This is a genomic window from Winogradskyella pacifica, from assembly GCF_003386275.1.
GTDB lineage: Bacteria > Bacteroidota > Bacteroidia > Flavobacteriales > Flavobacteriaceae > Winogradskyella > Winogradskyella pacifica.
Genome location: NZ_QREI01000003.1, coordinates 275,639 through 298,381 on the forward strand (window position 1 = coordinate 275,639; position 22,743 = coordinate 298,381).

23 protein-coding genes and 1 riboswitch are annotated in these 22,743 nt (G+C 33.0%); of the genes, 11 read left to right on the top strand and 12 right to left on the bottom strand.

The genetic code is table 11. From position 1 onward, the window contains the following. On the top strand, nucleotides 1-1,449 hold the full coding sequence (cls, locus tag DFQ09_RS08345; protein ID WP_245940330.1) for a cardiolipin synthase: 1,449 nt from the start codon (nucleotides 1-3) through the stop codon (nucleotides 1,447-1,449). A gap of 4 nt (nucleotides 1,450-1,453) precedes the next feature. On the opposite strand, the gene DFQ09_RS08350 is transcribed toward cls, so the two are convergent. Next, a complete protein-coding gene (locus DFQ09_RS08350; protein ID WP_115809296.1) occupies nucleotides 1,454-2,032 on the bottom strand; it encodes a tetratricopeptide repeat protein in 579 nt (192 codons plus the stop codon). Between the two features lie 173 nt (nucleotides 2,033-2,205). Between DFQ09_RS08350 and rpmH the strand changes: the two genes are divergently transcribed. The 3 genes from rpmH (at nucleotide 2,206) to DFQ09_RS08365 (ending at nucleotide 5,782) form a co-directional block, all read left to right on the top strand. Then, nucleotides 2,206-2,367 carry a 50S ribosomal protein L34 gene (rpmH, locus tag DFQ09_RS08355; protein ID WP_115809298.1) on the top strand — a complete coding sequence of 54 codons (162 nt, stop codon included), beginning with the start codon at nucleotides 2,206-2,208 and terminating at the stop codon, nucleotides 2,365-2,367. A gap of 132 nt (nucleotides 2,368-2,499) precedes the next feature. After that, nucleotides 2,500-5,355 carry a carbamoyl-phosphate synthase large subunit gene (gene carB / locus DFQ09_RS08360; RefSeq protein WP_115809300.1) on the top strand — a complete coding sequence of 952 codons (2,856 nt, stop codon included), beginning with the start codon at nucleotides 2,500-2,502 and terminating at the stop codon, nucleotides 5,353-5,355. Between the two features lie 109 nt (nucleotides 5,356-5,464). Next, nucleotides 5,465-5,782, top strand: a complete 318-nt coding sequence (locus DFQ09_RS08365) for a T9SS type A sorting domain-containing protein (protein ID WP_181897161.1) — start codon at nucleotides 5,465-5,467, stop codon at nucleotides 5,780-5,782. Between the two features lie 56 nt (nucleotides 5,783-5,838). On the opposite strand, the gene DFQ09_RS08370 is transcribed toward DFQ09_RS08365, so the two are convergent. The 7 genes from DFQ09_RS08370 to DFQ09_RS08400 all read right to left on the bottom strand — a co-directional run bounded on the left by DFQ09_RS08370 (nucleotide 5,839) and on the right by DFQ09_RS08400 (nucleotide 12,310). Further along, the gene (locus DFQ09_RS08370) at nucleotides 5,839-6,378 is read right to left on the bottom strand and encodes an acyl-CoA thioesterase (RefSeq protein WP_115809304.1); all 540 of its coding nucleotides are present in this window, start codon (nucleotides 6,376-6,378) and stop codon (nucleotides 5,839-5,841) included. After that, entirely contained in the window at nucleotides 6,371-7,087 is a 717-nt protein-coding gene (locus tag DFQ09_RS08375) for a DUF3307 domain-containing protein (protein ID WP_317124899.1), read from the bottom strand. The genes DFQ09_RS08370 and DFQ09_RS08375 overlap by 8 nt, the downstream gene beginning before the upstream one ends. Then, complete coding sequence (locus DFQ09_RS08380) at nucleotides 7,084-7,695, bottom strand: transcriptional regulator (RefSeq protein ID WP_115809306.1); 612 nt, start codon at nucleotides 7,693-7,695, stop codon at nucleotides 7,084-7,086. Before DFQ09_RS08380 ends, DFQ09_RS08375 begins: the two co-directional genes overlap by 4 nt. A gap of 102 nt (nucleotides 7,696-7,797) precedes the next feature. Further along, complete coding sequence (gene rmuC / locus DFQ09_RS08385) at nucleotides 7,798-9,186, bottom strand: DNA recombination protein RmuC (RefSeq protein WP_115809308.1); 1,389 nt, start codon at nucleotides 9,184-9,186, stop codon at nucleotides 7,798-7,800. Nucleotides 9,187-9,283: 97 nt separating this feature from the next. Next, the gene (locus DFQ09_RS08390) at nucleotides 9,284-10,078 is read right to left on the bottom strand and encodes an ABC transporter ATP-binding protein (RefSeq protein WP_115809310.1); all 795 of its coding nucleotides are present in this window, start codon (nucleotides 10,076-10,078) and stop codon (nucleotides 9,284-9,286) included. A gap of 54 nt (nucleotides 10,079-10,132) precedes the next feature. Further along, nucleotides 10,133-11,164 (bottom strand): FecCD family ABC transporter permease, encoded by a 1,032-nt coding sequence (locus DFQ09_RS08395; protein WP_115809312.1) that lies wholly within the window; start codon nucleotides 11,162-11,164, stop codon nucleotides 10,133-10,135. Beyond that, nucleotides 11,165-12,310: an ABC transporter substrate-binding protein gene (locus DFQ09_RS08400; protein ID WP_115809314.1), complete on the bottom strand. Its 1,146-nt coding sequence runs from the start codon at nucleotides 12,308-12,310 to the stop codon at nucleotides 11,165-11,167. A gap of 201 nt (nucleotides 12,311-12,511) precedes the next feature. Then, nucleotides 12,512-12,760: riboswitch (cobalamin riboswitch) on the top strand. Between the two features lie 29 nt (nucleotides 12,761-12,789). Here DFQ09_RS08400 and DFQ09_RS08405 point away from each other — a divergent pair. Together DFQ09_RS08405 and DFQ09_RS08410 are read left to right on the top strand one after the other, a co-directional pair. Further along, on the top strand, nucleotides 12,790-14,640 hold the full coding sequence (locus DFQ09_RS08405) for a TonB-dependent receptor plug domain-containing protein (RefSeq protein ID WP_115809316.1): 1,851 nt from the start codon (nucleotides 12,790-12,792) through the stop codon (nucleotides 14,638-14,640). Nucleotides 14,641-14,650: 10 nt separating this feature from the next. Further along, a complete protein-coding gene (locus tag DFQ09_RS08410; protein ID WP_115809318.1) occupies nucleotides 14,651-15,700 on the top strand; it encodes a YncE family protein in 1,050 nt (349 codons plus the stop codon). 103 nt (nucleotides 15,701-15,803) lie between these two features. Here DFQ09_RS08410 and DFQ09_RS08415 read toward each other — a convergent pair whose 3' ends face one another. Next, the gene (locus DFQ09_RS08415; RefSeq protein WP_245940331.1) at nucleotides 15,804-17,237 is read right to left on the bottom strand and encodes a S41 family peptidase; all 1,434 of its coding nucleotides are present in this window, start codon (nucleotides 17,235-17,237) and stop codon (nucleotides 15,804-15,806) included. Nucleotides 17,238-17,561: 324 nt separating this feature from the next. On the opposite strand from DFQ09_RS08415, the gene DFQ09_RS08420 reads away from it, so the two are divergent. The 4 genes from DFQ09_RS08420 to DFQ09_RS08435 are packed head-to-tail and all read left to right on the top strand — an operon-like array spanning nucleotide 17,562 to nucleotide 19,764. Next, a complete protein-coding gene (locus tag DFQ09_RS08420) occupies nucleotides 17,562-18,071 on the top strand; it encodes an RNA polymerase sigma factor (protein ID WP_115809320.1) in 510 nt (169 codons plus the stop codon). Continuing rightward, nucleotides 18,058-18,549, top strand: a complete 492-nt coding sequence (locus DFQ09_RS08425; RefSeq protein WP_115809322.1) for a hypothetical protein — start codon at nucleotides 18,058-18,060, stop codon at nucleotides 18,547-18,549. Before DFQ09_RS08420 ends, DFQ09_RS08425 begins: the two co-directional genes overlap by 14 nt. A 26-nt stretch (nucleotides 18,550-18,575) precedes the next feature. Beyond that, on the top strand, nucleotides 18,576-19,178 hold the full coding sequence (locus DFQ09_RS08430; RefSeq protein WP_181897162.1) for a DUF4252 domain-containing protein: 603 nt from the start codon (nucleotides 18,576-18,578) through the stop codon (nucleotides 19,176-19,178). A gap of 40 nt (nucleotides 19,179-19,218) precedes the next feature. Then, nucleotides 19,219-19,764: a DUF4252 domain-containing protein gene (locus DFQ09_RS08435; protein WP_115809324.1), complete on the top strand. Its 546-nt coding sequence runs from the start codon at nucleotides 19,219-19,221 to the stop codon at nucleotides 19,762-19,764. A gap of 42 nt (nucleotides 19,765-19,806) precedes the next feature. On the opposite strand, the gene DFQ09_RS08440 is transcribed toward DFQ09_RS08435, so the two are convergent. The 3 genes from DFQ09_RS08440 to DFQ09_RS08450 all read right to left on the bottom strand — a co-directional run bounded on the left by DFQ09_RS08440 (nucleotide 19,807) and on the right by DFQ09_RS08450 (nucleotide 22,192). Further along, entirely contained in the window at nucleotides 19,807-20,034 is a 228-nt protein-coding gene (locus DFQ09_RS08440; RefSeq protein ID WP_115809326.1) for a hypothetical protein, read from the bottom strand. Between the two features lie 10 nt (nucleotides 20,035-20,044). Further along, on the bottom strand, nucleotides 20,045-21,388 hold the full coding sequence (gene purB, locus DFQ09_RS08445; RefSeq protein WP_115809328.1) for an adenylosuccinate lyase: 1,344 nt from the start codon (nucleotides 21,386-21,388) through the stop codon (nucleotides 20,045-20,047). Between the two features lie 240 nt (nucleotides 21,389-21,628). Beyond that, nucleotides 21,629-22,192 (bottom strand): adenylosuccinate lyase, encoded by a 564-nt coding sequence (locus tag DFQ09_RS08450; protein ID WP_115809330.1) that lies wholly within the window; start codon nucleotides 22,190-22,192, stop codon nucleotides 21,629-21,631. A gap of 40 nt (nucleotides 22,193-22,232) precedes the next feature. Here DFQ09_RS08450 and DFQ09_RS08455 point away from each other — a divergent pair, with 40 nt between their 5' ends. Further along, complete coding sequence (locus DFQ09_RS08455) at nucleotides 22,233-22,706, top strand: heme-binding domain-containing protein (protein ID WP_115809332.1); 474 nt, start codon at nucleotides 22,233-22,235, stop codon at nucleotides 22,704-22,706. Nucleotides 22,707-22,743 lie beyond the last annotated feature (37 nt).

Below are 22,743 nucleotides of genomic sequence, written 5' to 3' on the forward strand. Positions count from 1 at the left end.
TTGGAGTTCGTAAAAAATCATATTTGGCAGATTTTATTTGTTCTCAATTATACGGTTGCTTTATCTGCTGTGGTTACCATTTTACTTAAAAAGGTAAATCCAACAAAGGCTTTAAGTTACATTATTGGTCTATTGGCTTTACCTTTTTTAGGTTTAATTGTGTATTATCTTTTCGGGCAAGAATACCGAAAGAATAAAATTTTTTCTAGAAAAAATGTCTTAAACCAGTCTATTGTTAAAAGGATTCAAGACGAATTAGAACTTGAAGCTAAAGAGGTAAATGAAGTAGATGACCTACTCGATCAAAAATCGAAAGTGATTCCTTTATTGTATAATAATGAAAACTCAAAACTCACTATTAATAATGATATAAAGCTTATTAAAAATGGTGATGAAAAGTTTAAATTATTATTTAAAGACATTGAAGAAGCTGAACATCATATCCATCTTGAATATTTTATAATTAAAGATGATAAAATAGGAAGAGAACTTCTAGACCTATTATGCAAAAAAGCAAGTGAAGGCCTCGAAATTAGAATAGCCATAGATGATGTTGGAAGCTCTATAACATCGAAGATGAAGCGCAAGCTAAAAGATTGTGGTATAGCAATGCATCCTTTTATGCCTGTTCGATTTTCAAACTCAACAGGTAAGATGAATTATCGCGATCATCGTAAAATCGTTGTAGTTGATGGAAAGATAGGTTATGTTGGCGGCATTAATGTTTCGGATGCTTATGTTAATGCTAACAATGACAGGTATTGGAGAGATACCCATGTGCGTATCGTTGGGGAAGCTGTAAAACAACTACAGATTTTATTCTTTACAACTTGGGATTTTGTTAGTGGCGATGAATTAGAAATTTCTAAGACGTATTTTCCAGATCATAACTGTAAAGAAAACATACCGCTTCAAATTGCTGCTAGTGGTCCGGATACAGATTGGTCTAATATTATGGAGGCTATTTTTGTAGCTATTACAAATGCTGAAGACCATGTTTATATTACCACACCATATTTTATTCCAAATAGCGAAATCGTAACTGCGCTTCAGGTATTAGCAAGAAGTAATAAAGAAGTTAAGATTATTGTACCAAAGAAGTCGGATTCTTGGATTGCAGAATATGCTACAAATTCTTATTTAGAAATGCTTTTAGAAGCGGGAGTAGAAGTGTATCGCTATACTAAAGGATTTATTCATGCTAAAACAATGGTTGTCGATGGCGTATTTTGTACGGTGGGCACAACCAATATGGATTATAGAAGTTTTAATATTAATTTTGAAGTCAATGCCTTAATCTATAATAAGAAAATAAGTAGTGAGCTAACAGAATTCTTTAATGAGGATTTAAAGCATTGCGAAAAGCTAGAACTAAATTCTTGGAAAAATCGCTCTAAACGCACAAAGCTCATAGAAGCAGTTGCGCGTTTAATGGCACCTATATTGTAAGATATTAACGTCTACTTCTTCGGTTTTGTCTCGCAGATGTTGGCTGACCGTATTGCTGTTTAGGCATAGTTGCTTTTTTCATTTGCTCCTTCATCATCTTAATTTGCTCAGCAAGCATATCTCTTTTATCTAATTTTTGAGCTTCCGCTAATAATTTTTGAGCTTCTGGCTTTCTACGTTTAGAAAAAGCAATTCCTGCTAAATTCAATTTAGCCATAGCTAAATCGTGGTCCATTGACAACCCTAAACTAATCGCTTTCTTAAAATAACCTTCAGCTTCATTCATATTAGTCTGAGAGACCATAATACCATAAAGGTAATTTAAATAGCCTTGTTGTTTTTTAACTAAAGCGCCTTCTGGGTTCTTTATTTTGTCTAACCATTTTTTAGCGCCTACAAAATCTTGTTTTCTAAGTTTTAAAAATGCTAGTAAAATCATTTCATTTTTAAAATAAAGAAAAATGAATATCGTAGAAAGTAAGAGGTACATAATACCATTACCAATGTTACCTTCAGTGAATTGATAGATGCCGAAACCAATAATTAATACGGCGATGACTAGTTTTATATTTTTATTAAACATATTTCTGTGTATTTTTGCAGAGCGCAAAGATAATAAAATCTAAGAGTTAAAATTCTAAACAAAATTTTTCTTTTGCTCCTTGCTAAAGTAAAAACTTGTTGTATATTTGCACGCAGTTTTGAGAGACCTCTCAGATTTCAAATAAGATTATTAGTTTATAAAATATATAAGACATGCCAAAAAGAACGTTTCAACCGTCAAAAAGAAAAAGAAAAAACAAGCACGGTTTCAGAGAAAGAATGGCTTCTGTTAACGGAAGAAAAGTTTTAGCGCGTAGAAGAGCTAAAGGAAGAAAGAAATTATCTGTTTCTACAGAAACTAGACATAAAAAATAATGATTAACAATTGTTAATATATTAGGGCGTTACTTAGGTGTAACGCCTTTTTTTGTATCCTATTGATAACTATTTTTGCATCTGCAAATGATATATGAAACACATTTGCAATTTCACTAAACATAAAGTCTCATGCCAAAAAACAACAACATTAAATCTGTATTACTCATTGGTTCAGGCCCTATAGTCATTGGGCAAGCTTGTGAATTCGATTATTCAGGATCTCAAGCTCTTCGATCATTAAGAGAAGACGGAATTGAAACCATTCTTATTAATTCTAATCCTGCAACAATAATGACTGATCCTACGATGGCGGATCATGTGTATTTGTTGCCATTAACTACTAAATCTTTAATTCAAATTTTAAAAAATCATCCGCAAATTGATGCTGTTCTGCCAACTATGGGTGGACAAACAGCGTTAAATCTTTGTATCGAGGCTGATGAAAAAGGCATTTGGAAAGATTTTGGTGTAGATATTATCGGTGTAGATATTGACGCCATTAATATCACTGAAGACCGAGAACAATTTAGAGAGTTAATGCTAAAGATCGGTGTTGGTATGGCGCCTCAAGCAACAGCAACCTCTTATCTTAAAGGAAAAGAAATTGCACAAGAATTTGGTTTTCCTTTAGTTATTAGAGCGTCGTACACCTTAGGTGGCGAAGGAGCTTCTTTTGTATATAAAGAAGAAGATTTTGACGAAATGCTAACGCGTGGTTTGGAAGTTTCTCCAATTCACGAAGTCATGATCGATAAAGCCTTAATCGGTTGGAAAGAATACGAATTAGAGTTATTACGAGATAAAAACGACAACGTTGTGATTATCTGTACCATTGAAAATATGGATCCGATGGGAATTCATACCGGTGACTCAATTACGCTAGCACCAGCAATGACATTATCTGATAAAACATATCAGAAAATGCGAGATATGGCCATTCATATGATGCGAAGTATTGGTGATTTCGCAGGTGGTTGTAATGTGCAATTTGCAGTGAGTCCGGATGATGAAGAGGAAATAATCGCCATTGAAATTAATCCACGTGTATCTCGTTCTTCTGCATTAGCAAGTAAAGCAACAGGGTATCCTATTGCTAAGATTGCATCAAAATTAGCTATTGGTTATAATTTAGATGAATTAGATAATCAGATTACAAAATCAACGTCTGCATTATTTGAGCCAACTTTAGATTACGTTGTTGTAAAGATTCCACGTTGGAATTTTGATAAATTCGAAGGTTCAGACCGTACACTAGGCTTACAAATGAAATCTGTAGGTGAGGTGATGGCAATAGGTCGCTCATTTCAAGAAGCACTTCATAAAGCCACCCAATCTTTAGAAATTTCAAGAAACGGATTAGGAGCAGATGGTAAAAGTTGTAAAGATTACGATACTATTATAGAGAAGTTAACACATGCAAGTTGGGATCGTGTATTCGTGATTTATGATGCTGTTGCTATGGGTATTCCATTGAGTCGTATTCATGAAATTACAAAAATAGACATGTGGTTTTTAAAGCAATATGAAGAATTATTTCAACTTGAAAAAGAGATTTCTACATTTAAAATCAATACGATTGAGCGTGAATTATTGTTGGAAGCTAAGCAAAAAGGCTATGGTGACAGACAAATAGCACACATGTTAGGTTGTTTAGAAAGTGAAGTTTATAATAAGCGAAGCGAACTAAATATTAATCGTGTATTTAAATTAGTAGATACTTGTGCTGCCGAGTTTAAAGCACAGACACCATATTATTATTCAACTTTTGAAAGTGAAGTTGAAAAACCAGATGGAACCGTTTATGTACAAAACGAGAGTGTCGTTACAGATAAAAAGAAAATTATTGTTTTAGGTTCTGGTCCAAATAGAATTGGTCAAGGTATTGAGTTCGATTATTGTTGTGTGCACGGTGTTTTGGCAGCTGCAGAATGTGGTTATGAAACCATCATGATTAACTGTAACCCAGAAACGGTTTCTACCGACTTCGATATTGCAGATAAATTATATTTTGAACCTGTATTTTGGGAACATATCTATGATATCATTCAACATGAAAAACCAGAAGGTGTCATTGTTCAACTAGGTGGTCAAACAGCCTTAAAGCTTGCTGAAAAGCTAGAGCGTTATGGTATTAAAATTATGGGAACTAGCTTCCAATCTTTAGATTTAGCTGAAGATAGAGGAAGTTTTTCAAACATATTAAAAGAACATAATATTCCGTATCCAGAGTTTGATGTTGCTGAGTCAGCGGATGAAGCATTAGCTATTGCAGATGTTTTAGATTTTCCGATTTTAGTAAGACCTTCTTATGTATTAGGAGGACAAGGGATGAAAATTGTGATTAATAAGCAAGAATTAGAATCTCATGTTATCGATTTACTAAAATCGATTCCTGGTAACAAGTTATTGTTAGATCATTATTTAGATGGAGCGATAGAAGCAGAGGCAGATGCTATTTGTGATGCCGATGGTAATGTTCATATTATTGGTATAATGGAGCATATTGAGCCATGTGGAATTCACTCAGGTGATAGTAATGCCTTATTACCAGCCTTCAATTTGGGGGATTTGGTAATGCAGCAAATTATAGATCATACACATACCATTGCCAGAGCGTTACATACAGTAGGTTTAATTAATATTCAATTCGCTATTCAAGATGATATTGTTTACATCATTGAAGCGAATCCTAGAGCCTCACGTACAGTGCCTTTTATCGCGAAAGCATATAAAGAACCTTATGTAAACTATGCAACCAAAGTAATGTTAGGTGAGAAAAAAGTGACTGATTTTAACTTTAATCCACAGCTTGAAGGCTATGCAATTAAGCAACCGGTATTTTCGTTTAATAAGTTTCCGAATGTGAATAAACAACTGGGACCAGAAATGAAAAGTACAGGAGAAAGTATCTTATTTATAGAGAATTTGAAGGACGATCAGTTTTATGATTTATATGCTAGAAGAAAAATGTATTTAAGTAAATAATGGCATGGTTTTCGATTAAGTGTAAGTGTTATTCATTAATAATTATTAACTTAGCATTAATCAATGCCCTACTTATATGAAATTAAAATTACTTTTTTTGCTTTTTTTTATGGCAGCATATTCGTTTGCTCAGGCACCGACAACCTTAATTTCTAATATTGGATCAGGCTTAAGTGCAATGGAAATTCAAGATAATGAATTCACTATTGCTCCTAATCCGGCTAAGAATAAACTTAATATTAAGTTACTTAGTACAAGTGAAGATTTGAAATTAGAAGTCTTTGATGTTTTAGGGAAACGAATCTATAAAGGTTTAATTACAAAGTTAGAATCATCAATTGACGTTTCTAATTGGAAAAGTGGAGTCTATTTAGTGAGAATAACTGATGATACAGTAACACATACGAAGCGTTTTATTAAACAATAAGACACCCATAGTTCTATATACTAAAAAAGCTAGTTCATTTTTGAACTAGCTTTTTTTTATTTAAAGTCAATTTGTACTTTGTAATCCTTTAGTTTTTCTAAATGAAGATCTAGATTTTTATAGAGGTTCTCTAAATCCATACTGCGTTTAGTATCACTTTCTTGTCTAATAATAGATTTAATGAAGCGTTTTGCAGCTAGTTTATTTGTTAAAATAAGACCAGGAACCGAAACTTTGTTTCCTTCTTCATCAACCGCTACCATTATAAAATAAGACGAATTACAATGTTTTGTTTCACCCGTTCTTATATTTTCAGATTCTACTCTGATGCCTACAACCATAGACGAGTTACCAACGTAATTAACCGACGCTTTCATGGTTACTAATTCTCCTACTTCGATCGGGTTTAAGAAGTTGACTTTATTAACGGATGCTGTGACACAATAACTGCGAGAATGTTTTGATGCGCACGCAAAAGCCACATTATCCATTAAACTTAAAATATAACCTCCATGAATTTTTCCACCAAAATTGGCGTGAGATGGTTTCATTAATTCTGAAATCTGAATTCTAGAATCTTCAGTGGGTCTAAACATAATTTATAAGATTTAAGTAGAGCAAGCTAGTCATTATAGCAATGCCAAAACTGATTAATGTACCAATTAAAATGTATTCGGTTAGTTTTCGTTCTTTAGAAGCAGTCAGATCTCCAAATCTAAAAACGGATTTTGCTGTTATTAAAAAACCTACGGCTTCCCAATGGCCTAAAATGACAAAGACAAATACTAAAAGGCGTTCTAAAACACCAATATAGTTTCCTGCATCTTTTAAGGATTCGTTGTCTTTCGTCAGTTTTGAAATGTTCCATTTAGAGAAAATGGTTTTCATTATTATAGATGTAGGCTTGGTTAAAAAGGCCACACAAATTATCAAGAGTAAAAGCTGAGCATCTAAAATTAAAGAGAAGTCAAAATCATCAACATATAGAAGTGCTGTTAACCCAACGATTGAAATAATATGGAATACCTGATCTAATAAAAAATATAAGCGTTTTGTTTTTTTACGTTGAAGAATAAGCTTTAAGCCATCGATAATTAGGTGTAACAAACCAATACCTAATATTAATGGAGTGTATGATAAATCCCAAACGAATACAAACATTAAGGCCAGATGAACCGCAACATGTACATACAACCAAACGGATTTTAGTTTCTTTTTCTCTTTATATTTTACCCATTTTAGAGGTTGAAGAAAGAAGTCACCTATGAGGTGCGCCAAAAAGAGTTTTAAAATGAGTAGCATCATAATTGGTTTATTTTCTGTCTATATAAATGGTCTAATTCTAGAATCTCATCTAAATACGCTCGTTTTTGGCGTTTACTTACGGCATCTTGACTTATGTCAATAAGCTTAGCTAAGTCAGATTGAATCATATTTGGATGTTCTATGCTGAGTTTCATAATTTCTGCAGAGTTAACCGTCCAATTATCCATGGCAATTAAAGCAAGTTTAAAATAAAGATTAAGCTCTGTATTTATCATATCGCTTTTGGTCTTAAGTTTTAAGTTTACTTTCTCTTTTTTTAAGGTTTCAAGGGTTTCACCAGAATATATAAAAGCTTCACCATTAGATTCGCTTACTGTTTTACCTTGATACGTTTTGTCTCCGATACCAATAGCAAGTCGCACATCTAAACCTTTTATCGTTTTAATACAAGCTTTTAAATATACAGCATTTTTAAAACTGTTGAGCGCATCACTACATTCAATTTGAAAGCTATCTCCTCTGTAGATTTCGTAGTCAGAAGTACGCGTAGATAGCGTGCTTAAAGCCGTTTTTAAGGTGTCTAACCATAAACTTTGACTCGTTGCTTCTCTAGATTTTATAATATCACCAGTAATTATACTTGTCATATATTCTTATATTACACTCAAATATATGCCTTTAAAACAGAATAATCTAATTTATGCCTTTATTATGGCATATTTGTAATTATGCCTTTAAATAGGACTATTTTATAAATCATCTTCTGTGGCACGTTTTATAATACTTTCCGGAAGTGATTTCTTAGCTTTGGCTCCCATTTTTTTAATCTTCTCGACACGAGAAATAAGATTACCTTTTCCGTCCACCAATTTATTCATAGCAGAAGAATAGTCACTTTTAGCGGCATCAATCTTTTTGCCGACGCCAGTTAAATCAATGACCAAGCCTTCAAATTTATCGTAGAGTGCACCAGCTTGCTTCGCGATTTCTAAAGCATTTTGTTGCTGTTTTTCGTTATTCCACATGGAATCTATAGTGCGCAAGGTTGCTAGTAGGGTAGAAGGTGTTACAATGACTATGTTTTGTTCAAAAGCTTTATTATATAATGAATTGTCTTCATTTATGGCGACTGCAAAAGCAGGTTCGATAGGAATAAACATCAATACAAAATCCGGTGATTCAATATCATATAAATCTTGATAATTTTTAGCAGAAAGCTGATCGACGTGTTTTTTTATAGAATTCACATGCGCTTTTAAAAAGAGAGGACGTTGGTCGTCTTCAGCATTTACAAACTGCTCGTAAGCAGTTAATGACACCTTAGAATCGATGATCATTTTTTTAGAATCTGGAAGATGTAATACCACATCTGGCATCACACGAGAACCATCCTCACGCTGAAAGTTTTGTTGTACAAAATATTCTCTATCTTTCTCTAATCCGGATTTTTCTAGGACACGCTCTAATACCAATTCTCCCCAGTTTCCTTGCGTTTTACTATCCCCTTTTAACGCTCTAGTAAGATTTGTGGCTTCTTTAGCCATGATTTGGTTAAGGTCTTTAAGCCCTACTAATTGCTCTTTTAAAGCCGAGTGCATGCTGATGCTTTCTTTTTGAGTATCATCTACTTTTTTCTCAAAGAGTTGTATTTTTTCTTGCAAAGGATTTAATATGTTTTTGATGTTCTCTTTATTCTGAAGTGTGAATTTTTCAGATTTTTCATCTAATATTTTAGAGGCCATCAATTCAAAATCTTTCCGTAATTGCTCTTGTTGTATGGCTAATTCTTCTCCGCGTTTGAGGTTGGCTTTTTCAAGATTTTCGTATTCCGAATTACGTCTCGAAAGTTCTGTATTTAAAAAGTCCTTTTCTCGTCTAATCGCTTCACGTTCAATTTCAATTTTAGAAATTGTTTCTTTTAAATCCGTTAATTGCTGATTAAAATACTGATCTTGTTTTTGGATTTCGGTTTCTGAATGGATTTTGAATTCATTGAATTGTTGCTGAAGATTAGCATTACGCTCTTCTAAAGTACTCTTGTCACTTTTACTCTTTAATTGAGAAAATTTAAGTCCAATAAATGCGCCAATACCTGCAGAAATAATAATAGCTAAAAATAGAATTAGTGAGTCGTTCATAGTTTGAAAATGGATATTTTTCAAAGATAATTTATAAAAAGGAAATTGAAGTTGAAAATGAAAATGAAAATAAAATTGAACTGAAGAAACAGTAAAATTATTTCGTCACTCTAAAGCTTCCTGTTTTATCATCAAACACAATTAGGTCTTTAGGGAAAAGGGATTCAAAAACACCTTCAGTAATTAAATGACAAGGTTGATTGCAGACCACATTATCCTTTTGCATTACAATCATAGTATCACAAAGTTGAATGGCTAAATCAATTTCATGCGAAGAAAATAAAATGGTTTTACCGGTTTCTTTGGTTAACTTTTGAAGCAGTTTTAAAATGTAGGCTTTATGATACATATCGAGATGCGACGTAGGTTCATCTAAAACAATAACATCGGTATCTTGGGCTAAAGCACGAGCAATCATAACTTTTTGTAGCTGTCCATCACTAAGCTCGTAGCATTTTTTATCTTTTAATTCTAAAATATTGACCAGTGTCATAGCCTTTTTTATAATCGTAGTATCGTTTTCGGTTAGGTTGCCAATCCAATTCGTATACGGATGCCGTCCTAAAGCAACAAGCTCAAAAACCGAAAGATTTTTAGACGATAACGGTTCTGTTAATACAATACTTAATTGTTTGGCTAGTTCTAAAGTTGAAGTTAATTTAAGATCTTTATTATTAAGACGTATAGAACCCGATAATTCTGGCTGTACTTTAATTAGTGTCCTTAATAAGGTCGATTTACCAATGCCATTAGCTCCAACTAAGCCAATGAGTTGCCCTTTTTGCAATTCAAAATTAATATTTGAAGCAATGACAGTTTCAGCTTTCTTGGTTTTATAACCAATTGAAAGTTGATGTGCTTTGAGGATGGTATGTTGCTTGTTTTCTTTCACTAAATTGATTTACAGACCTGTCAGGTTTTTAAAACCTGACAGGTCTCCGTAATATTAAAACATCATTTTTCGTTGTCTCACTAATAACCATATTACTACCGGAGCTCCAACTAAAGCGGTAATCGCATTAATGGGTAGGGTGTAATCACTATTTGGAACTTGCGCAATAGTATCGCAAATAAGCATTACAATACCACCAAATAAAAATACGGCAGGTAATAATATTTTATGGTTTGTGGTTTTAAAAATTTGACGTGTTAAATGCGGAATTGCCAAACCAATAAATGCAATTGGGCCAGAAAATGCTGTGATGGTTCCTGCAATTAAACTGGTAGCGACAATGATGATAAATCGGGTTTGTTTTAAATTTAAACCCAAACTTTTGGCATAATTATCACCAAGTAATAAACTGTTTAGTCCTTTTATGGAGGCGACACTCAATATGAGTCCGATAGCATAAATACAGAAGAAAATTAAAAGCTCACTCCAAGATAGGTTACTCAAACTTCCAAATCCCCAAAAGATGTATTGTTGTAATTGTTCTGCGGAACTAAAGTAAGAAAGTACACTCACAATAGCCGCTGTAATACTTCCAAACATTAATCCAATTATAAGAATAGCCATAGTGTCTCTCACTTTATTAGAAACGGCTAAAACAGCTAAAAGCACTAGAAAACTTCCTAAACTCGCTGCAATAACAATGCTCCATTTCGTTGCTAGAGCAGTAGCAAATAAGCCACCGAACAATCCTGAGCCTAAAATAACCAAAGCCACTCCTAAACTAGCGCCCGAACTGATACCTAAAACAAATGGTCCTGCTAAGGGATTTCTAAATAAAGTTTGCATCAATAATCCAGAAATACCCAAACCTGAACCCACCATAATAGCTGTTATGGCTTTTGGCAATCTATAATCCATGATGATGACGTTCCAGTTTGAAGAAGATTCTACAGATGCGAAAAAGCTTCCAAATATACTTTTTAAGGGAATATTGATAGAACCCAAACTGATATTCACCACAAAGCAAACCAATAAAGCGAATGCGAGCAAGGTAAATTGAAATCGATATGTTTTTTGTTCACCCAATTAATTAAGACGTTTAAAGAAATAAGGAGTATAGTCTGTTAGCAATTCGGGATGGCAAATTTTTATTAAATCTTTTAAAACTAAATCGGGCCTAGCTGTTCCTAATTCATAATATAAAACTCCACCCGTTTCCCCTGTTGTATTAGCGAAGCTGTAGATGTTTTTGGTTTTAAAAGCTTCAAAATTGGTATATAATGCATTCGTTTCTTCTAATTGTTTTAAGCTAGAATAGTACGAAGGACTCAACCATAAATCAGCATCCTTAGCTTTGTCTAATACCACTTCGAAACTTAAAGCTAAACTACCATTACCTGTGGTGCCGCTCCATAAATAATTAACATTGGCATCTTTTAAAAATTGGGCTTCAGGACTAGAACCATTAGGTAAATACCATACGTCTTTATGCATCGCTCCACTTAAAATTGTGGGTTGATGTTTCGCTTGTTTTGCAATTGCTTTTGCCGCTAAATAATCGCGTTCAATAGTATTAAAAATAGAATCGGCTTCTTTTTCTTTATTAAAAAGTACACCGAAGAATTTTATCCATTCCGCTTTTGCTAAAGCTGAAGATTCTGCCCAATCCCCATTATAAATGACAGGAATACCTGCTTTTTTTATGGTTTCAAAGGTTTTGTTTACACCATCAACACCAAAACCAACAACTACATCTGGATTTAGAGCGAGTAAAACTTCTGTATTAATACCTTCATTTTTCCCTAGTTCCCTTACTTTTCCAGCGTTAATTAACATTCTTGTTTTTTCGGAGGACACATAATCTGAACCAGGAAAACCAATTAAGGTTTCTTCAACCCCTAAAAGTTCTAAAGCAGGAATATGGGTTGTAGACGTCACTACCGTTTTAGTAATTGGAGTAATAATAACACCATCATAATCGGCTTTATTATAAGTGGTTTTTGCCGCTTGTTCTTTTGTGAGTAATAAATAGGTATATGTTTTTTCTGCTTCTGGCCACGCTTTAGTGATTTCTATGGTTTTACTATGATCTGATTGCGACATTTTAAAACCTTCAGCATATTTTAAAGCGATGGATTCGGTTTCAGGTGACGGTAAAATAGTGTTGTTCTTAGTTTCATTTTTACAGGCGCTTACGATAAGCAGAAGAACGAAGAATTTAATAATTTTCATAGGTAACTTTTGTAACTACTGTTTATATATTGAATTGGTAATTTTGTTAAAATTAGAGTCATGAGAGACAATTCAAATTTAACACTATATATCGTTGCAGGAATAATCATAGCACATTTTTTAAGTGGTTTTATTTATTTGATTTTTAAAATGAATAAAAAGAAGTCATGTAAATAACCTTTGTGATGTGATTAAAAGTCTATTTTTGCATCGAAATTAGGTTCTAATTATTAAGCGATTAGATTAAAAGGGAATCAAGTGAAAAGAGGCACGATTTATAACCGGAAATCTTCATTCTTGTACTGTTCCCGCAACTGTAAGTTTTATGTTCAAAGATTGAGCATCTCATTTTTGAGAGTTATTATTTTCTTCAAAACCACTGACATTTATGTTGGGAAGGTGAACCAATAAGAAACAAGTCAGGAGACCTGCCAATTTCAACTAATTAGTCAAACTTTCGGGATAGAAGTGATTGCAGTATGAAACGTGTAGTTCTCTTTTTTTTATTACTAGTATTTAGTGGCGTTGTTAGGGCACAAATAACCGCTGACTCTATTCAGCGATTAGATGACGTTGTATTGAGTGATGTAAAATTGAAACGTTATTCTCATGGCTATAAAGTTTCGGTTCTTAGTGATTCCTTACTTCAAAAGAATAGAAGCTCATTTACCGATCTTTTACGTTTTAATTCCAATCTTTATTTTAAAGAAAATGGTTATGGAATGGTGTCTTCTCCGTCATTTAGAGGAACCAATGCTTCGCAAACGGCTGTGATTTGGAATGGCATTTCTATTAATTCGCAACTCACGGGGCAAACCGATTTTAATACTATTAATACTACGAATTTTAAAAATGTGGTGATACGTTCTGGTGGAGGCTCTGTTCAATATGGTAGTGGAGCCATTGGTGGTAGTATCCATTTAAATAACACTTTAAGTTTTAGTCCTCATTTTGACAATACGGTAACCTTATCGTATGGAAGTTATGACACTAAAAATGTCAGTTATTTGTCGTCTTATGCCAATGAGAAATTGTCTTTTAATATTGGGGTGAATTATATTGATTCTGACAATGATTATAAATACCTAAATACAGATAAACGCAATACAAACGGAGCGTATCATAATGGGAGTATAAATGCTAATTTGGGATATATTTTAAATGATAAAGACGTATTAAAACTTTATCATCAAACTTTTATAGGGGAACGCGAATTTTCAGGAACAAGTTCATCTTCATCATTAGCGAAATACGACGATCAAAATTTTAGAACCATGGTAGAATGGTCGCATCAAGGAGATCAAACGTTTTCTAAATTGAAAGTGGCGCATTTACAAGAGCATTTTAAATACTTTGGAAATAAAAACACGGAGAATTATACCTTCGGAAAGGTGAATACCTACCTTATTAATTATACAGCAGATATTGATATATTAACGGATTTAAAATTGAAACCGATAGTGTCTTATAATTATTACGAAGGCAGTGGCAGTAGTTTTGATGATCCTAACCGAAAAGAATTTTCAACCACAGCGTTACTTCAATATACACCAAATAATCAATGGCAATATGGCTTAAACTTAAGACAAGATATAACCTCAGGTTTTGAAAGTCCATTGTTGTTTTCTTTTGATGTAGCGTATGAGGTTTCAGACTATTATACCTTGAAATTAAATGGATCAAAAAACTACCGTGTCCCAACGTTTAACGATTTGTATTGGCAACCCGGAGGCAATTTAGATTTAGTGCCAGAAAATTCTTATCAGATTGATTTAGGACAAGAAATATCTTATAAAAGTGCTCAACTTAATCTAAACGCTTTTTATATAAAAACAACCGACCTTATCCAATGGGAACCTAATACTTCGGGATTTTGGAGTCCAGAAAATATTGCTAAGACTCAAAATTATGGGGTAGAAGCAAGCTTAGATGTTTCAAAAAAAATTAAAGAGCATCATCTATCATTGCAATTCAATTATGCATATACCGTTTCAGAAGATTTAGAAACCAATGCCCAATTAATTTATGTGCCTTACCATAAAGCAAATTTCAATTTGGCTTATGCCTATAAGCGTATGTCCTTATTTTTTCAACATTTATATAACGGAGAAGTATATACAACCCCAGAAAATTTGTCTGGCCGTTTTTATAGTGTAGAGGCTTATCAGGTAAGTAATTTAGGTGTTAGTTATCAGTTATTCAAAACAAAATCACAGCAAATAGATGTAAGTTTAAAGGTGAATAATCTATTTAATACAGCATACGAGAACGTGGCATTTAGACCAATGCCAGATCGTAATTTTAATTTTCAAATTCAATATAAATTTTAAAACAAGTACAATGAAAAGAATCATTTTATCAATTTTTGCAATGTCATTATTAATCGTTTCGTGTTCTGAAGACAATGATGATAATATATCTACGGAACCTTTAGGTGCCTACGAAGATGGAATTATAATTAGTGGTGAAGGATCACCATCTTCTATTTCTTTTATATCAGAAGATTTAACGACCTCAGAAAATCAAATTTATTTCAATGCTAATAATGAAGCTACTGGGGTGTATTTACAATCTTTAGGCTTTAATGATGATAAAGCATATATTGTAGTAGATGCTGGTACAATTACGGTTGTTAATCGCTATACTTTTGAAAAGTTAGCAACTATTTCTACAGGATTAACTTATCCAAGGTATATTGCTTTTGCAAATGATAAAGGCTATGTTACAAATTGGGGAGATCCCAATGATGAAACTGATGATTTTATAGCTGTGGTAGACCTAACTGCTAATACAGTAATTAATACTATACCTGTTGGTAATGGACCTGAGCAAATTTTAGTTGAAGATAATGTTCTGTATGTGTCTCATAAAGGAGCCTTTAGTACAAACAATATTGTTTCAGTGATAAATACGTCTTCAGATGTTCTAACAACAACAATCACTGTAAACGATAATCCAGATGAAATGATTGTGGATAATAATGGTGATTTAGTGGTTTTAAGTAGTGGGAAACCAGCTTGGACAGGTGATGAAACAAAGGCTGCAATAACAAAAATAGATATGGATACAAATACGGTATCTACAACACTAGAGTTTTCAGATGGACAACATCCTGAATTAATGATGTATTTAAATGGAAATCTGTATTACAACTTAGGAAGTTCAGTTTTGAGTATAACGGATGATGCTACGGCTGTAACATCAACACCTCTATTTACAACAGGAGCAACAACTTTATATGGAATGGCAGCAAAAGATGATCGTTTGTATTTTGTAGATGCAGTTGATTATACTAGTGCAGGGCAATTGTTTATCTATGATGAAACGAGCTATTCTTTAATAAATAGTTTTACAGCGCCGGTAGTAGCTTCAAAAATATATTTTAATTAACTATAAATAGGACCTTAATCGTTACGTCTGTTTCTTTTTGAATCAAAAAAAAGCCGCTTTCTACAATTTGTAGAAAGCGGCTTTAATTTTTTTGTTGAATAACTTAATCAATATACATATCCTGTTCTAAAGCAGAAATTGGTTTTTCGATTTCTATTAATTGAAGATTTTCGTTAACAAGAGATCGGTTTGCAGGTCGGTCAGTTGTTGTTATTTGCGCGATAGCTTCAGCCAAAAGCGGTTCGTTTATATCACCTAAAGTTCCTAGTGTGTTAAAGGCTTCACTAATGGCTATATCAGGAATAATTCCGTTTGGTGGCACAAGTAAATCATTTACATTAGTAGAATTTGCAATTAAAGGTTGCATTGCATACGTATGACCTTGGTTCACATTTTCGAAAGAAAAGTCAGGTGAATCATAGATTGTTCTTGAGGCTTGCGTTTTTCCCACGGTATTTTCGCCAATAACTACGACTTCGATATAAGGTTTTAAACTATTAATAATTAATTCGCTAGCAGAAGCTGTTCTTCTATTGGTCGTTAATACATATACTTTAGATAAATTAAGGCTGTTAATTGCACCAACATTTTCGATAGAGTTGGTAAATAAATAGTTTCGATCGTTGTTGCTTAAATTTTCATTGTAAAATAACTTTGAATAAATCTCTCCATTAAACTGCCCAGTAACCATACTTCCTAAATAGGCAGCTGTTTGTACAGAGCCACCTCCGTTATAACGTAAATCGAGAACTAATTCAGTTACGCCTGCAGACTTAAACTCTCCAAAAGCGTTATTTAAATCACTATCAAAATTTTGATTAAAACCATTGTACATTAAGTAACCAATATCGACGTTATTAACATTTAAAACCTCTGAAACATGTACTGGGTTTTCGGTATATGTTACCTTAGTTAAATCTGCACTTTCTCCATTTAATTCGAACGTATCATCTGCTGTGTCGGGTGTGCCATTATCATTGTAGGTCGCAAAATTTAAGGTGTTAGAATTTTGTCCATAAACTAAATTAATGTAGTTAGAGTCCGTAAGGTTGGTGTTGTTAACAGCTCTGATAATTTGTCCGCGTTTTAAACCCACATTATCCGCGACACTATTATTCAATACTAAAGTAATGACTCCGAAGACTTCAGTACTACTTCCGGGTACACGGTAGAAGTTAAATTCTAAACCATCAGTTAAAGTTGTACCAGACTGTTGATTTTGCAAATCAAAATAGTTCTCGTAGATTCTACTAAACCGATCAACAGTATCTGGATCGTATTTTAAGGATTCAAATAAATCTTCAGGACTATTAAAACCCGTTAAATAGTTAGTGTAATCTTCATCAGAAATAAATCTGCTATCGGCTAAATCGGGGACTTCAGACTTATATAAATACACAATATTCATTCCTCGCCAAACAAAATCATTAATGTTTAATGTAGAAGATGGTATAATATTATCATCCATATCTTCAAAACAACTTGTCAATGCAAACATTGCAAAACAAGAGAGTAGCAAAACCTTAAATTTTTTCATAGTTATTTTTCTTTAATAAGTAGCAAATTTCTTTTCTTACTGTAAAACTCTAAATTTACTTACATTATTGTTAAATAAAAAAAATGAAGTCATATTATCTTTTTATTTGTGACCGAGAATAAAGGCTTTTCTGCCCTAATGAAATCATTTTTTGACTGCATCGTTTGATCTAAGAAATTAAAAAACGGTAAAATTAGAGGCAAAATGCAAATTTGTAGGGAAAAGAAAAAGATAAAATGACTTTATGATGTAACAAAACATAAAGTGTATCGTCGTAATAATGAAGGCGAGTAAAATTGACTTCACCAACCAATCAAAAATATAATGAAGCAAGCAGATTTTGTAAGCTTAGTAATGCCATTTAAGGATAAAGTATATCGTTTAGCAAAACGATTACTGGTTTCCCGTGAAGAAGCAGAAGATGCCACACAAGAAATATTGTTGAAATTATGGAAGAATAATAAAAAGATTGGGGACTATAAAAATGTAGAAGCGTTTTCAATGACGATGACGAAAAACTTTTGCTTAGATAGATTAAAATCGAAGCAAGCGTCTAATTTAAAAATTGTTCATAGTAATTATACGGATAACAATTCGTCATTACAACATCAGGTTGAAGCAAAAGATAGTGTGGATTGGGTTTCTAAAATAATGGAAGACCTACCAGAACAACAAAAAATAATAGTGCAATTAAGAGATATTGAGGAATATGATTATGAAGAAATCGCTAAGATGTTAGATATGAATGAAACAGCGATTCGCGTAAATCTATCGAGAGCACGAAAAACAATACGAGAAAAATTAACTAATACACATCAACATGGTATTAAATAATATAGAAAAATTAATAGAAAAGTATCATAACGCAGAAACATCTCTGCAAGAAGAAGCGCAGTTAAAATCGTACTTCAACGGAGATAATGTGGCGCCTCATTTAGAGCATTACAAGCCTATGTTTCAATACTTTTCGCTATCACAAAAAGAGCAGTATACCAAAGACGTTCCATTAAACACTAAGAAAACAAAATTGTATCAATGGATTTCTGTCGCAGCTGTTGCCGTTCTTATGATTGGTTTCTTTATTCCGAATTGGAATAACGAACCAAAAACTCTAGCGGATTATTCGCCAGAAGAACAGAAATTATATTTAGAGACCAAACAAGTACTCTCTTTAATTTCTGCTAATTTAAACGAAGGCATGCTTGGGTTATCTGCACTCGATTTAGCGGGAGACAACCTAAATGTAGGCCTCGAAAAAGCAAATTATATTACCGTTTTTGGAAACACAACAAACAAATTATTAAAAAATTAAAACAACAATTCTTAAAATTAAAAATTATGAAAAATTATAATAAATACTTAAACATGGGTAAAACTACCATTTTAATTGTAGCACTTATGCTAACGTCAATGGTGTCGTTTGGGCAGAATGCAATAGATAAATTAGAAGACAAAGAAAACGTAACTTCTTTCATTTTAAATCAAAAAATGTTCAGAATGTTGGCAACCATGGGAATGAATGTCGAAGATTCTAAGGACAAAGAATATGTAAATATGGTTAACAATATTACAGGACTTAAGGTGTTTACTGCAGGTGATGAAGTTACCTCGAAAGACATAACAAATACAGTAACCAGTTATATTAAATCTTCTAAACTAGATGAATTAATGCGATTTAAAGATGGTGATAAAAATGTTAAGTTTTATGTAAAGGAAGGAAAAGACGAAAACCATGTTAAAGAGTTAGTTATGTTTATGACTGGCATGAATGAACTTGTCGATGGAGAAGATATAAAAATAAATGGTAAAGATTTTAAATTTGAGACCATAGTTATTTCGTTAACAGGAGAAATAGACTTAAGACAAGTTTCTAAAATTACAAGCCAAATGGATATTCCAGGAGGTGAGCAGTTAAAGAAAGCAGGTGATAAGAAAAACTAATATTAACTAAAAAAGACAACCACTTTTGTGGTCGATAATCATGATACAATCAATCAAAAAATCAATAGTAATGTTGCTTTTGGTTACCGCTTTTACCAGCTGTAACCAAGGGCCTACATTACAAACGTACTATGTGGATAACGAATTAGAACCAGGTTTTGCTTCGTTCGATGTGCCAACAAGTTTTGTCAACGTTGAAAATGTTGATATGACTGAAGACCAGAAGGAAGCTTACGACTCTGTAGATAAATTGAATGTCTTAACATTTATGAAAGATGATACAGATACTGAAGACTATAAACTAGAATTAGAGAAGGTGAATACCATTCTTAAGGATGCTAAATACGAAGAATTAATGCGTGGTGGTAATGCTGTGGATGGAAAATTTGTGGTGAAGTTTTTAGGCGATATCGATAATATAGATGAGCTTATAATTTTCGGAAATGCTAAAAACAAGGGTTTTGTAATCGCCAGAATTTTAGGTGACGATATGAACGCAAGCAAATTGATGTCTTTAAGCTCCGTATTGGATAAGGCAAATTTTGATAAAGCTCAATTAGAAGGATTAACAGACTTTTTTAAGTAAACTGAAATATGCCCAAGTGTAATTGGTCTTAATATTTAAATGTTAATGTGAATCGTCTTGAAGAGTATCTTTAAGGCGATTTTCTTTTCTTTTATTTTTCAGAGCATAGCTAACCGCAAAAACAAACATAGTTCCAAACGCTATAAATAGAACTCCCTTTATAATTATATAATCGAGCACATCTAATAAACCAGCTATAAATATGCTTAAAGTTATAAGCGTTACGCAAATTAAGGCAATAGCATCTGTTGATAATGGGAAAAGTTTCACAAATTTAAAATTAGATTCCAGTATAATTACTTGGAGTAATCGCTTTTAATTCCGATTTAATAGTATCAGAAACCTCTAAGGTATCAATAAAATTTGAAATAGACGTTTGTGTTATCGCTTCATTAGTTCTTGTAAGTCCCTTTAATGCTTCGTAAGGATTAGGATAACTTTCGCGTCTTAAGATCGTTTGAATCGCTTCGGCAACCACAGCCCAATTATTCTCTAAATCTTGAGCAAATTTTGGTTCGTTTAATAATAATTTCCCTAAACCTTTAACTGTAGATTTAAAAGCAATTAGTGTATGTCCAAAAGGGACACCTACATTTCTTAAAACTGTACTATCCGTTAAATCACGTTGTAATCTAGACAATGGTAATTTAGCAGACAGATGCTCAAAAATGGCGTTTGCTATTCCTAAATTTCCTTCACTATTTTCAAAATCAATCGGGTTTACTTTATGTGGCATTGCAGAACTTCCTACTTCACCAGCTTTAATTTTTTGTTTAAAATAATCCATCGACACATACGTCCAAATATCTCTATCCAAATCGATGATTATGGTATTAATACGCTTTAAACCATCAAACAAAGCAGCAACATGATCGTAGTGCTCAATTTGTGTTGTTGGAAACGAGTGGTGTAAGCCTAATTTTTCTTGAACAAATTTAGTTCCGAAAGCTTTCCAATCGATATTAGGATAAGCTACTTTGTGAGCGTTGAAATTTCCTGTTGCACCACCAAATTTTGCAGCACTAGGTACATCGTTTAATAAATTGAATTGCTCTTTTAATCGCACAGCAAAAACTTCAATTTCTTTTCCTAATCGTGTAGGCGACGCTGGTTGACCATGTGTTCTTGCTAACATTGGGATATGTGCCCAATCTGAAGCGAGATTTTCTATCTTTTCTAAAAGTGCAAGATATTCAGGAACGTAAACATCATTCATCGCCTCCTTAATACTTAAAGGAATAGCTGTGTTATTGATGTCTTGAGACGTTAATCCGAAGTGAATAAATTCTTTATACGCTGATAACTCTAAAGCATCAAATTTATCTTTAATAAAGTATTCAACGGCTTTTACATCGTGATTGGTAACTTTTTCAATCTCTTTAATTGCAGAAGCATCGACAGCTGTAAAGTTTGTATAAATAGCTCTTAAATCTTCAAAAACAGAATTAGAAACAGATTCTAATTGAGGTAATGGTAATTCACATAAAGCAATAAAATATTCAATCTCAACTAAAACTCGGTATTTAATCAGTGCTTCTTCTGAGAAATAATTGCCTAAAGCTTCAACTTTAGATCGGTATCTACCATCGATTGGTGAAATTGCATTAAGAGGTGAAAGTGCCATTTATTTTGGTTTTTTTGAAGCTTCAAATATAAGAAAGTTAGTTGGAATAAGCAGTGTTGAGTGACAGTATTCATTTTAAAGTATTTTGTCGCAGTTATCAGCTTTGCGTGAAAGTATAAGGCAGCGTTTACAAATAGAAGCGCACATAAAAACATCATAAATATGAGGTTATGAACTACATTTTAAAATAAAGATTTTACCAACAACCAACAACCAACAACCAACAACCAACAACAACCATTATGTTCTAATCTTCTTCAGAATATGTTTTGCTCTGGCCTTAAATCCGGAACTTTGCATCTCATAATCCCGTTCTAAAATAATAGCGAGTTCAGGGTGAATCCAATCATACTCAGTTCCTAAAAGATACAAACTATTCATGCTATACGCTTTAGGTGCAATTTTTTCGTCATTAATCATCCAATCAAAACAAGCTTCTACGATTCTTTCTTTATGCGGTTCAGACAGTTCTTTTTTTATCAGATTTTCTGTTTTAGAATAATGAGCTTTGGTTAAGTATTCGCAAATCTTAGCGATTGGCCTCACAGCCGGATCTAAATGTACTTTTGAAATATTCTTGGTAAATGTATCGAGATGTGGAATAATAGCGTCGAGATTTTCTCCGCACATAAATTCAAAAACCCAAGCCGCTCTGCACGAAATTTTATCATCCACATCAAAAAGAATCTCTAATAGTGGTGCAATCAATTCCGGATTGTCAATAACCAAATTGGCATACTTCAATCGCATGTCGCGCGAATGATTTACGTAATTTAATTCCTTATAGAGTTCTGCTTTGGTCAATTGAAAATTGGTTATTTTAGAGCTTTAAAATTAATCAAAAATGAAGATTATAAAAAAAATAGGCTTGCTACTTTTAATAGTATTTGTCGTTGCTCAGTTTTTTGGACCTGATAAAAATGAAGGAGATATGACTTCGGTAGATGCTTTTTTTACGGATACTAATCCACCAGAAGATGTTAAAATGATTCTGAAAAATGCCTGTTTAGATTGTCATAGCGATAGCACACGCTATCCTTGGTACAATAACATTACTCCTGTGAATTATTGGTTGGCAGATCATGTAAAAGATGGAAAAAAACATTTTAACATGTCTAAATGGAGTGATTATTCTGATAAGAAAAAAGATCATAAACTCGATGAATTAATCGAAATGGTCGAGGATAAAGAAATGCCGTTAGACAGTTATACTTTGACGCATGGTGAAGCTAAATTATCAGCAGCGCAAATAGAATCGGTTGTTGCTTGGGCAAATACAGTCCGTTTAAAATATGTATTTCTAAAAGAACCTCAGTAAATAAATCCAAATTCCGAAAACAATCTTAAATTGGAAT